General features: G+C 54.3%; 6 protein-coding genes and 1 pseudogene. 2 read left to right on the top strand and 5 right to left on the bottom strand.

The annotated features are described in order from the left end of the window. Positions 1-8: 8 nt before the first annotated feature. Both BLT38_RS06200 and BLT38_RS21150 read right to left on the bottom strand, forming a co-directional pair. The gene (locus tag BLT38_RS06200) at positions 9-3,089 is read right to left on the bottom strand and encodes a DUF1553 domain-containing protein (RefSeq protein WP_231966787.1); all 3,081 of its coding nucleotides are present in this window, start codon (positions 3,087-3,089) and stop codon (positions 9-11) included. A 6-nt stretch (positions 3,090-3,095) separates the two neighbouring features. After that, positions 3,096-3,284 (bottom strand): annotated as a pseudogene (locus tag BLT38_RS21150) (c-type cytochrome domain-containing protein); the annotation flags it as partial. A gap of 899 nt (positions 3,285-4,183) precedes the next feature. Between BLT38_RS21150 and BLT38_RS06195 the strand changes: the two are divergent. Together BLT38_RS06195 and BLT38_RS06190 are read left to right on the top strand one after the other, a co-directional pair. Beyond that, entirely contained in the window at positions 4,184-7,627 is a 3,444-nt protein-coding gene (locus BLT38_RS06195) for a TonB-dependent receptor (protein WP_083344394.1), read from the top strand. A gap of 116 nt (positions 7,628-7,743) precedes the next feature. Beyond that, positions 7,744-8,772, top strand: a complete 1,029-nt coding sequence (locus BLT38_RS06190; protein ID WP_083344393.1) for a hypothetical protein — start codon at positions 7,744-7,746, stop codon at positions 8,770-8,772. A 6-nt stretch (positions 8,773-8,778) separates the two neighbouring features. Here the strand turns inward: BLT38_RS06190 and BLT38_RS06185 are convergent, their stop codons facing one another. The 3 genes from BLT38_RS06185 to BLT38_RS06175 all read right to left on the bottom strand — a co-directional run bounded on the left by BLT38_RS06185 (position 8,779) and on the right by BLT38_RS06175 (position 12,456). After that, positions 8,779-9,453, bottom strand: a complete 675-nt coding sequence (locus BLT38_RS06185) for a S8 family serine peptidase (RefSeq protein WP_083344392.1) — start codon at positions 9,451-9,453, stop codon at positions 8,779-8,781. Next, a complete protein-coding gene (locus tag BLT38_RS06180) occupies positions 9,450-11,219 on the bottom strand; it encodes an ABC transporter ATP-binding protein (RefSeq protein WP_172838164.1) in 1,770 nt (589 codons plus the stop codon). The genes BLT38_RS06185 and BLT38_RS06180 overlap by 4 nt, the downstream gene beginning before the upstream one ends. Positions 11,220-11,307: 88 nt before the next feature. Continuing rightward, a complete protein-coding gene (locus BLT38_RS06175; RefSeq protein WP_083344390.1) occupies positions 11,308-12,456 on the bottom strand; it encodes a YncE family protein in 1,149 nt (382 codons plus the stop codon). Positions 12,457-12,492 lie beyond the last annotated feature (36 nt).

Here is a 12,492-nt window from a genome sequence, read left to right as displayed (position 1 = left end):
GTCCCTCATTACTTCGTCAACGTCTCGTCCAGGTTCAACATTTCACTGGCAACCATAGTCCATGCCGCAAGCTCCGGCGCAGAAATCGACGTGTCACGCTTCATTTCGCCGACGGCGACGAGCTGATCTGCAGCCTTCACATCCGTCGCATAATGCTTCTGCATCTTGTCGAGCGAGGCCATCAATACTGCCGTTGTTTTTGGAGACGGATCGCGAGCAAGGAGGATGTTGCTCAACAAGCGAATGCGTTGCTCCGGTTGACGACCGCCCTGCTTGATAACGCGCTGTGCAAGCGCTCGGGACGCCTCCACCCACTGCACATCATCCATGGTGACCAACGCCTGCAGAGGCGTGTCCGTTCGCTGTCTGCGTGTGCACGCTCCGTCACGCATCGGCGCGTCAAACGCATCCATGTCTGGCTGGATAGCCATTCGCTTCCAGTAGGTGTACATGCTGCGACGATAGAGTGCGTCACCATGGTCCTGCTCATACTTCGCCGTGTCGGCCGTTGGATAGCTTACCTGCTCCCACACGTTCGCAGGTTGATACGGTTTCACACTTGGGCCACCTATCTTGTTCACAAGCAAACCACTGCTCTGAAGCGCGACGTCGCGCAGCATCTCGGCATCCATGCGGAAGCGCGGACCATGCGCCAGCAACAGGTTTCGGGGATCTCTCTTCAGTTGATCGGGTCGAGACACCGCACTTTGGCGATAGGCCTCAGACATCACCATCAACTTGTACATGTGCTTCATGTCCCATCCGCTCTCGCGAAACTCGACGGCAAGCCAGTCAAGCAATTCGGGATGCGAAGGACGACCACCCATGATGCCAAAGTCTTCCGTGGTCTCCACCAGTCCAGTACCGAAGACTTCGTACCACATACGATTGACCGTAACTCGAGCGGTCAACGGATTCTGAGGACTTACTGTCCACTTCGCCAGTGCCAGACGATTATGCGGCATGTTCGCAGGCAATGCGGGAAGATAGTGCGGTGTGTTGGCAGCAACACGTTCTGCACGTGCGCTATAGACACCGCGCGTTAGAACATCAGCATATGGGATCGAAGACTTTTCAGCGGAGACCATGGAGAGTTCACCACCCTCCGATAACTTGGCAAGTTCGCCGTCCAGCTTTGCGATTTCAGCCTGTTTGGCCATCGTGTCCGCGTTGACGTGGTTCAGATAGAACTCACCCATTGCGTGCCATTGATCCGCATTCCACTGTGTGGTCTGCCCGGCCGCCAACTCGGCAGCATAGTCTTCATAGGGCAGCCGAGCGATCTCATCCGTCGTCAGAGCGCGCTTATACAGTCGAAGATCCTGATACCGCGTGTCGTGTGCAGGATTGCCCTCGGGATAGCGCCAGCCAAGCATCATGGGCGCTTGCGTCCGAATCGTAGGCGGCTGAACCTTATCGTTCGGGCGGAGATTGTCCACGATGATTGTCGTCGCTATCGGCTTGCCATCAACGTAAAGCTTGATGCCCGCAGCCTTCCCCGAACCATCGTAGGTAAAGAAGATGTGTTTCCACGAGCCATCGGAAGGGATGGGCATTACCGCAGCGACACGGATCGCACGGCCCGGTTTCTTCCCTTCTGGAGGCGGTGCCGCTGCCATCTTTTTCTTAGGATCAGGCTTCTTGAGCGCTGGCTTGGGACGAGGATGAGGATCGTCATAATGAAAAGCCTGCGGTGCTGCCTTCACCGGTGCGGGATCCTTCACGACAAGACCGGTCGGTCCTTCGTCTGCCAGTTGAAGGTTGAGAACTCCGCGATTTACGAACAGGTCCCATCCGCGCATCTGGTTGTTGCTATCCACTTTGGAAAGCAGTGTTCCGAGCACGTTCCTGAAACTGGGCGCAATACGAAGCATCACCCAACCGCCTGCAGAGAACGGCTGATTCCACTCCATGTCGCCGGTCTGGCCGAGACTTATACGAGTCGTCGTATCTAGACGGAAATCAGGCCATAGGAAGGTGTTCTCTCCCCATTGCGGCTTGTTCTTACCAATGGCAAACTCCGCAGGCATAGAATGAGGCGCCGAGTTCTTCAGTACCTCTCCGCCTCCCTCATCAAGCCGCAGGCGAAGTTGCATCGCATCCGGTGACACAGGAGTCGGCAGATCCTTCCGCGATGCAAGCCACGCGGAGACCATGCCGCGCTCGTCTGCACGAGCCTGATTAACATCACTCTGCAGCTCTGTTCGCTTCGCCCACACGCGGTCATATGCTGCTTCGTTTTGCGGCTTCGGCATCCGTACCACCGGAGCCCAATTCGGCGCGTCACCGTTGAAAGGAAGCTCTTCCATATTGTTGAAGAACGCGCTTAACGAGTAGAAGTCCTTTTGCGTGGTGGGATCGTACTTATGGTCGTGGCATACGGCGCAGCCAACTGTGAGACCAAGGAACGCCGCACCATAAGCCTCGGTACGTTCGCGAGCGATGTTCACGCGCAACTCTTCAGGAATCGCCCCGCCCTCATTGCTGCTGATACCCGAGCGAACATAGGCGCTGGCGATGATCGCATCCAGTGTCTTCGACGGCATCATGTCGCCGGCAATCTGCTCCATCGCAAACTGGTCATAGGGCTTGTTCAGATTGAAGGAGCGGATCAGGTAGTCGCGATACGGCGAGATGTAGCGATTGTTATCGAAGTGAATTCCGTACGTATCCGCATAGCGTGTGTAGTCCAGCCAGTACCGTGTGCGCGCTTCGCCATACGACGGTCGCGCCAGCAGAGCGTCCACCACATGTTCATACGCATCCGGCGATGCATCCTTCACAAACGCCTCGACCTCCTTCGGGTCGGGCAGCAGGCCGGTCAGATCGAGCGTGACACGACGAATGAGCGCACGCTTGTCCGCCTCCGGAGACGGATTCAACCCCTCCGTCTGCAGACTCGCCAGGACGAAACGATCGATGGGGTTCTTGGCCCATGCCGCATTGTTCACTTGCGGCAGTTGCACTTTGACCGGAACCTCAAAAGCCCAATGCGGGCGGTAGACCGCACCCTCTTTCACCCACTCCTTCAGCACCGCAATTTCTTCCGGCTTCATCGGCTTGGCATCGCCCTGCGCAGACTGAGGCATCAGGTAGTGCGGATTCTTGGATTCGATCCGTTTGACAAGTTCACTCAGTTCCGGATGATGGGGGACGATCGCGTCTGGATGTCCCGGCCGCTTCCGAAAAGCCGACTCCTCCAGATCAAGCCTGAGTCCAGCCTTTCGGTTCCCAGGGTCAGGACCATGGCAACTAAAGCAATTGCTGGCAAGGATGGGTTGCACGTCCCGGTTGAAATCTAGGTTCCCCCCAGCATCTCCCGCCACGCGCGCAGGTTTGCCCTTACACCCGGAGAGTCCAGCCGCCAGAAGGCAGACCACCAGCCATCGCCCAGAGACGGGAGATTTCGTCGACAAAAGTCTGAGCAGCCGTTCCACGGACGGTAATCTTAAACCCTTGGAACAAGGACGTGCACCGTCCTCTTACAGTCGTGAACGGTTCCCCCATGCGACCGGGCGGAACCCCTCTCGAGAACGAACGTCCATCCCTCTTGGGACTGGTAGGCAAACTCAGGATGTCTACGGAGCAGCCGATTCGTTCTTCTTCATCGTGACAGGTCACTCTACCGTCTCTGTAGAGCTCGGGCTCGAAACAAAAGGAACCGGTGCAGAAAAGTCTGCACAAGCATAGAGCTTTGCTGGAGCCTTCCCATCTAGTTGGACAAAGCACAGCCTCTCTAGCACTTCTATTATTAACTAACCTAACTACCTTCAACTCCAAGAGCGAGCGCGATGACGAAGTGAGAACTTCGAACTTTCAGCTAGTGGCTGCGGCTTCTTGTAGTTAGTTTTCTTAACGAACATTCACTTTTTCGTTGACACGTCGCGGCTCTGCCGCTAAGTTCTGGAGTCAGACACCTCAAAAATCCAAAGCGCTCCGCCGAACATCCGGAGAGCTGTATTGCTTGTTGGCTAGGTCCACGTGCATAGCTGGCGCGCTGTTTGCTAACCGCTTGCATCCCGCATCTCACAGGCATTTCGTCAAATGCCCGACTCGTTGTGCTGCGTCGTACCGTTGTGCCTGCTGCGCCGCGTCATGTCCCCATGGCGCGTTGATTGACTGGAAATCGTCTCTGTCGTCTCGCAATTCGCAACACAGTCCACTGCCCATATGAGGTTGATGCATGTCTGTTTTTACATTCCGTTCCGGACGGGTTCTCCCCGTGTCGTTTGCCGCAGTGCTTTCTCTCAGCGCCATTGCCACCCCGAACACCGCACACGCACAATCCACGACAGGATCGTTCGTCGGCACGGTTAAGGATCCATCAGGTTCTGTGATCGTGAGTGCCAAAGTGACTTTGAGCAACGTGAAAACAGGCAGATCTGTTGTGGATGTAACCAACAAAGCGGGACAGTATGAGCTTTTGAACATAGAACCGGGCGACTACACGATCGAGATTGAAGCTTCCGGATTCACCAAACTGACCTTCACGGATCTGACACTGCTATCGCGTGAAACTCGGCGTGCAGATGGCGTTCTGACCATCGGTGCAGCGAACACATCCGTCACCGTGCAGGCTGCCGCAGCCGTCATCAATACCGACACCCCCAACATCGCACAGACTCGCGAAGGCATTGAACTCACAACTCTTCCCATTGCAATCTCCTCCATTCAGGGTGGTTCAACGAGCCCCTACTCGACACTTCAAACACAAGCAGGCGTTACTCAGGATTCCAGCGGCAACCTGAACGTCGCAGGCGCAACACAGGCCATGATGAACATCACTGTCGACGGCATCAGCACCATGAACGTGAACTCCGCCAGCGTGGCGCAGGAAATGTTTCCCTCGTTCAATGCGATCGAAGAAATCCGGGTGAGCCAGAATGCAAATGCGGCAGAGTTCGGCGGCACGACTGACATCACCACAGTATCCAAGGGTGGCAATAACAACTCACATGGCCAGGCCTTTGATAACTATCAGTCAAAGGGGTTTAACTCCAACAGCCCTTTCACACCGACCAACAAAGCCAATCTTGTTCTGAATGATTTTGGCGGGTTCTACGGTGGTCCTGTAAAAATCCCTTGGCTCTATAACGGCAAGGATAAGACTTTCTATTTCCTAAGTTACGAAGGGCTGCGCCGTCCTAACCAATCCACCGCGGTATTAAGCGTTCCCACCCTTGCGGAACGTAACGGAGACTTCTCCGCATTCACCAAGCAGCTTTACCATGCTGACGGCATCACGCCATGGTCGGGCAACCAGATCCCTGTCTCGCAGTGGAGCTCCACATCCAAATACTTAATGAACACGTACTACCCGACGCCCAACACGGGTTCGGTCGGACAACTTGCAAACAACTACACCACCAACATTAATACGCCGATTGGATCGGAGCAGGGCGACGCGCGGTTTGATCAAACCTTCACCTCTCGACAGACGGCATATGTGCGCTATAGCTACAAACAGCGTTCTGTACAGAGTGCTTTGAACAGCGGATTGGGTGGCACAATCTCAACACCCGAAAAAGACACGAGCCTCACCGGGGCCTACAACTACATCCTCACGCCATATTTATTCAACGAGTTTCGCTCAGGCTTAAGTAAGTACATCTCGGCATCCAGCTTCAATTCAAACTCATCTGTGATCGCCAACGCGGGCATCCAGGGTATCCCCAATCTTTTGCCAACATCTGTTGCAGCGGAACCCGGTCTTACGATCACGGGACTGACCAGCATCACTGGCAGCAGCAGCATTCGTAGCAGCAACACCTACCAATTCACAGACAGCATGACCTGGACACATGGACGCCACACGGTCAAGTTTGGCGGCGATCTTCGCCGCATGTATGCATACAGCTCCAATGTTTTCGGAAGCACACGGCTTGGTCGTTACGTATTTCAAACAACCAGTGCCGTGGGCACAAAGATGATGCAAGCAGGCGCTCCCTCTACCGTGACGACGGTTGCGGCTGTAGCCCAATTCGCGCAAGGCATCCCTGACACCACGACCGTCACAGACGTTCTGAAGCCAGACCAAAATGGCCGCGCCAATGCCTACGCGTTCTATATGCAGGACGATTTCAAAGTCACGAATTCACTCACGCTTAGCTATGGCCTGCGATACGAATACCATCCGCCGTTTACTGACAAGTTCGACAACACAGCAAACTTCCTCACGGATTACTACTCGACGTCTAACGGTCAAACCGTCCGCGGTGCGGTGGTTGTGCCCAGTGACTACGCAGTGCAAAACAACGTCATCGCGCAGTTCCGAACTTCCGTCAGCCCCTACCCGATCATCACAGCAGCACAGGCTGGGCTGGGACGCGGCCTTACTAACCCAACTAAAATTGACTTTGCACCACGCTTTGGTTTTGCATGGCGTCCACTTCACAACGATAAGACCGTCGTCCGTGGTGGCCTTGGCCAGTTCGTTGTAGCCCCGCTGGGACAGGGAGTAAATGCGGGCTGGGCTGTCAGTGCCAGCGCAGTGGCCAACTATACGAATACATATTCCAATGGCGCACCTGTGTTGGCCTTCCCCACACCATTCGCCACCACACCTTCTGCATCCTCTGCTCTGAGCTTTTCCTACGGACAGACTCCTAACTATCGTGACCCAACCATGCAGCAATGGAACCTTACACTGGAGCAGTCAGTTGGCTTTGACACTGGTGTGCGGGTGACTTACATGGGTAACCATGCGCAGAAGCTCAACAATCTCTCCAGCATCAATCAGATCCCATATCAGTCTTTGGCAGCAGGCGCGGCTGCACCTGCACAGTCACAAGAGCCATACCCCTACTTGGGAAACATCACCTTCCTGCAGAATGTAATTCAAACCAACTACAACGCTCTTACCCTGGAAGCAAACCATCGCATGACGAAGGGTCTGCAGTTCCAGACCAGCTATACCTTTGCACGCAATCTTTCCAACAACACCATCACCAACGTTTACAAACCAATGCAGGATTACGGCAACGTTCCGAATTCAACACGCAAGCATCGCTATCTTGCATCGTTCCTCTATAACTTACCCTTCGGACGTGGACAGAGCCTGCTCGGAACATCCAACTTCATCGTCAATAAGGCCGTCTCCAACTGGTCGCTTAGCGGTTTCTTCGTTGGCCAAAGCGGAGCGTTCCTCACGCCGTCACAGACATCTGCACAGGGTGATCCCACAGGCACTGCGAATAACGCGGGCTACGGCTCGGGATACACCATCCGTCCCGACGTCGTGCCAGGCGTTTCGCCGTATAGCTGCACATCCTGCGGCGCTCGTAATCGTCTTGCGTACTTAAACGGAAGCTCTGTTGCGGCGTATCAGCCAGTGATGGCTTCGGCCACAGCGGCGACTCCGGGACGTCAAGGAAACACCGCCGTTGGAAGTCTTGTTGGCAATGGAGCCAGCTCGCTTTCCATAACCCTTATGAAGGGACTGGCCTTCACCGAAAAGATCAGGTTGGATGCCGGAGTCCAGGTACAGAACCTTTTTAACCGCCACAACTATGCTGATCCGGCGGTCGTCATTGGAACACCTTCTTCTTTCGGTGTCTCCACGGCTATGCAAACAGCAGGTGATCTTGGCCTTCGCTCCATGATGCTGACAGGCCGCCTCTCCTTCTAGCCGATTTGTGTTGTACTACCTCCTCAGCCTGCGAGGGCCTCCCTCGCAGGTTCTTTTTGGAGATAGACATACGATCTGGCATATCTATGACATGCTCGTCATAAGGAACAGAAAGCATGAGTGCATTGGTTTGCATGGAGGGTGATGGCATCGCATCTGTTTGCTTGACACGCCTTCTACGCGACGCTGGCGTCGCTTGCATCGGCGAGAAAACCCAACGACCTAAAGTTGCAGCCATTCTGCTGAGCCAGGCCACGCAGTATCTCTTGCACGAAATCTTTCCTATTGCAGATGCAGGCGATGCGCTGTACGCCGGCTTCCTTCCAATTCGGCGTCGTATTGTGCTCTGGGGCAATGCAAAGGAGGCAGTGTCATTTCCTCATCTCGGGCTTGTAGCACCAGAAGACGTTCTGTTGGAACGGCTATGGGATCAAACATCTTTTGACCGCAATCATGTTGAGTCCGAGGGATGCGCATGGAAGATAAAGACCCTCGGCTCGAACGCCTCCATTGAATCTGCGCTGCGTGTTGGTGAACGTTATGCACACATCGCCGTCGCGCAGCTTCTTCCTACTGCTCCAGACGATGCTTGCTGGGTGGAATCAACGACCAACGGGTGGCTCTTCCTGCTGCCGCGAGGTGAAGGACAAGCAACCCTGATGGCCGTCGGGGATACGCCACAAGTACTTCTCCAGGACAGCAGACTTATCTCTCATCAACTAGATTCTGTGACACCAACTTCTGCGCTCGTTCCCGCGTCGTCGCAACTTGCACTCACACTTACTGAGCCTGGAATCATTGCGTGTGGAAGTGCGGCAATGAGCTTCGATCCGCTCTGTGGAGAAGGAGCAGGCAATGCCATTCGGGAAGCTTTTTTAGCTGCAGCGGTGATACGTGCTGGCTTAGCAGGACACCCCATTGCAGAGTTAGCGGAACACTATGAAAGCCGTCTCTGCCTGGGCTTTGCACGACACCTTGAAGTCTGCCTGCAGTTCTATCAATCCGGCGGCACAAGCGATTTCTGGCGAGAACAGGTGGACGTGCTAAACAAAGGCGCGCAGTATCTCTCCACGTTGCTCACGCAAGCATCTCCACCACGCTATCGATTAGTCGGGCGAGATCTCATTCCGATCGATAGGCCGTAACGCGAATCAAACCGCTGTTGCGACAGACGCACCACGCAGAAGCTCTTCCCATGGTGTGCGCGCATCGTTAGCTCTCAAGCACGCAAGCCGCGCAGACACATGTGCGACAGAAAAGCTCACACCACGAAGATTGCGTTCGCGAGGTACACCTGCAATGTCCAATGGATAGGGACAAGCTGTCACCCGCCGTGGGTCTCCGGGCAACACGCGAACTTCTTCACGTTCGCACGCTGTGTCTTCCACCACTCCCACGACACCGCGCATGGATCCCGGCAACATCAAAGTGTCATTCACCTCATAAGCAGAGACCAGGACTGCCCCTGCCACACACACCCTGTCGACTACAGCAGCAAACTGTTGCCGATGATCGGAATTTGCAGTGCCGAGGCTTAGATTCACAATGTCCATGCTGTTTTCCAGACACCATTCAATCGCACGCATAACGATAGATGCTGTGGTCGCCAGTCTTCGATCGAATACTTTTACCGAGAATACCTGCGCTTCTGGTGCCATAGCCTGAATCAACGCACATACTGCAGTTCCATGCCCGAGCATGTCCGCATATCCTTCTGAAATGCCGTCAGAGGTGATCGTGACGCCACCAGACACTGGACGAGAGATATGTGCATGATTCACCGCAACACCGCTATCTAAGATCGCAATGCGAACCGGTTTACTCATACTGTCGCCGTTTCCACCTGGACCGTCTCGCGACCAAAGCTTTGCACCCAAGCACCGTCGCCCTGCGGCAGGGCGTGCGGCGCTCCTTCTTGAATGATTCGACCTCCGCTGAGAACAAATACATAGTCAGCAGCATGCACCAACGACGCACGATGTGTAATCACCAACGTTGTCCGGCCGCGAAGGTTGTTGGTCAATTCATCAGTCACTATCGCTTCAGCCTCCGGGTCAAGTGCAGAAGTTGGCTCGTCCAACACCAGCACCTGTGGATCGCGAAGCAGAGCACGTGCCAGCGCAATACGTTGACGCTCACCAACAGAGAGCGTAGAGCCACGTTCGCCGATCATCGTTTCATAGCGCTCCGGCAAGCGTTGTAGAAACTCGTGAATGCCCGCTTGCCGTGCCGCTTCGTGTATCTGAGAAATGGTCGCTTCAGGATGAGCGTATGCGATATTCTCACGAACCGAAGCGTGGAATAGATAAGGTGTCTGCTCCACGACCGCGATCATGCTGCGGAGATCGGATAGCGAAAAGTCGCGGATGTTTTCGCCATCTACCGTGATCTTCCCAGCGTGTACATCGAAGAACCGCACCAACAGATCACCCACAGTTGACTTACCTGCGCCGCTTGGCCCTACCAACACATGCAGCCGGCCCTTCCGCAAACGCATCGACACATCTTCTAAAACAGGCACGTTCGGTAGATAGCGAAAGCTCACATTTTCCAGTCGGATCTCACTCTGCAGCGGCACTAGCGAAGTGGGATCATTGGCTTCTATCACCTCCACCGGCACGTCGAGAACTTCAAACACACGAGCCAGAGACACGCCACCCGTGAGCAGACTGGTGTAGATACCAAGAAGATTCTGCACCGGGCCGAGTAGCTTCACGTGATATGCCAAAAAGGCAACAAATGCTCCTACAGTCAGCGCCCCATGGATCACCAGACTTCCGCCGTATAGGAACACAATGGCAGTCGAGAGCGTAAGGACTGTGCCAGGCAATGCACTTGCATAGAACGACGTCATTTGCATTGAAAGCAGCGACGCCACAAAACGGCTATTGTGATTGCGGAATTTCTGAGTCTCGCGCTGTTCTGCGGTTGAAGTCACAATCAATCGCAGTCCCATGATGGCTTCAATCAGAAAGCTGCCGAGGTCTGAGCTGCGTTGCCGAAGCTCCGCGGTGTGAATCATCAAACGATTCTGATAATGACGCAGAGCAAAAATACTGATCGGCAGCAAACAAACACTTGCAAGCATAAGCCGTGGATTCAGCCACGCCATCATGAATAGGCTACCCACCAGGAACAGCACATTGGAGAAGACGGAGAGCAACGTGTCTGAGCAGACGCGCTGCACCTCACCGATGTCGTTGTTAATGCGCGAGACAATATCGCCGAGCTTCTGCCGCGCAAAGTATCGGGGCGAGAGCCTCTGCAAATGCTCAAACACTGCAAGCCGCATCTGAAACAGGCTCTCTGCGGAGACGCGGGTGTAGACGTAATTCGATAGAGCATTCACCACAAATCCGACAACAGTTACTGCCAGCATCAGAAATGCAATCCGCAACAACGCTGACATGTTGTGGCGCAGTAATGCATTGTCAATCAACAGACGGGAGATATATGGCTGGGCAAGACTGACAACCGTCGAGAATAGGCCGAGCAGCAAAACAAACGTCAGTCCTCGCCAGAAGGGCGCGACAAACACCATCGCTCTCCGATACTGACGGTACGGAATTGAAGCTCTTTCCTTCTGCTGCATGATCCTGCTTCCAACGCTTGGGGAAAATAGATCAGGAGGCGAAGTGCACTTCAACCACTCGCCTCCTGCATGTCTACAAAACATCCGTTTACGGATGGAACGGCATCACGATCAGGTTCGATGTCGTATCACCACCAAGGTCAATCGACTTCTCTAACGCCATGGTTTTCGTGTCGTACACCTCAACTTCGTAGCCCGCGCTGTAGATCAACAGCTTCTTGCCATCTGCTGACATACCAAATGCCGCTAGACGCGTGCGTCCTGGGAATTCTTTGCGTGCCACGATCTTCTTGCTATCCAGATCAAACGCCCAGAACTCGGTGATGCGATCACCGTGCGTACCTGACGTGAAGACGGTGTATCCCATTTTGTGATCCGGCGTAATCATCATGGGCTGCAAGCTGCCTTCGCTCGGCGCAATCGGCGTCAGCTGATAGTCACCATTGAACAAGTCAATGTCCGCAAAACCAAAGATCGCCCGGTGCACATAGGGATCAGTCGAGTTGAAGATGCCCCAGATACGTCCCGTCGGCGCATTCGGATCATCCATCAGATTCAACGACAGTGTCTCCGTACCCGGCGGTGCAGCCGTGCTGGCAAGATCAATCGTCTTTACCAACTTGAAGTCCGATGTGTTGTAGATCTGAATATTCTGCCGAACGACATAGAGAAATTTTCCATCCGGCGATATGCGATACGGAGCGCGACCACCACCGCCACCACCTGCGTTACGCTCTGCCTGCGGCACTGGAACGGTGCGTGTGACCTTCTTCTGTTCCAGGTCAATGACGGCCCATTTAGGATCTTCCACCTCGAAGCGATCGCTCTTCTTGATGAAAGTGGTGATCTGGGTATACATCAGCTTGCCGTTAGGATCGACACCAAGACCCGCAATACGGTTCTGTTCCGTCGGCGTATTCAACGAGAACGAGTCGATCACCTTGCGAGTCTTCAGATCGATCGTCACAATGCAGTTGTCACGCAAGCTCGAAGCGTACAACTTCGTCTTGTCTGGAGAGAGCACCAACGTACGCGCGATATCCGTAGGAAGCTCGATCGTGTCGACAACCTTCTCAGTGTTCATGTCGATGACACGAATGGCATGCGGCCACGTGCCCAGATACATCAACTGTGGTTCCGCTGGTTTCGTCGACTTCGTCGGTTTTGGAAGTTCAGCAAAGCAAACCGTGCTCGATAGCAAAGTGACGACGGCGGCAAATTTCACAATCAAACGCATGATGCTCCTCTCAAAGCAAATGCAGTAAAAAGCGGA

This window comes from Terriglobus roseus (assembly GCF_900102185.1).
GTDB classification, from domain to species: Bacteria; Acidobacteriota; Terriglobia; order Terriglobales; family Acidobacteriaceae; genus Terriglobus; species Terriglobus roseus_A.
This window is presented reverse-complemented; position numbering and strand designations above follow the sequence as displayed.

Excerpts from the sequence above, each read along its gene's own strand:
- BLT38_RS06200 (WP_231966787.1), bottom strand. The coding sequence starts at position 3,089 with ATGCCTCAGTCTGCGCAGGGCGATGCCAAGCCGATGAAGCCGGAAGAA.
- BLT38_RS06195 (WP_083344394.1), top strand. The coding sequence starts at position 4,184 with ATGTCTGTTTTTACATTCCGTTCCGGACGGGTTCTCCCCGTGTCGTTT.
- BLT38_RS06190 (WP_083344393.1), top strand. The coding sequence starts at position 7,744 with ATGAGTGCATTGGTTTGCATGGAGGGTGATGGCATCGCATCTGTTTGC.
- BLT38_RS06185 (WP_083344392.1), bottom strand. The coding sequence starts at position 9,453 with ATGAGTAAACCGGTTCGCATTGCGATCTTAGATAGCGGTGTTGCGGTG.
- BLT38_RS06180 (WP_172838164.1), bottom strand. The coding sequence starts at position 11,219 with ATGCAGCAGAAGGAAAGAGCTTCAATTCCGTACCGTCAGTATCGGAGA.
- BLT38_RS06175 (WP_083344390.1), bottom strand. The coding sequence starts at position 12,456 with ATGCGTTTGATTGTGAAATTTGCCGCCGTCGTCACTTTGCTATCGAGC.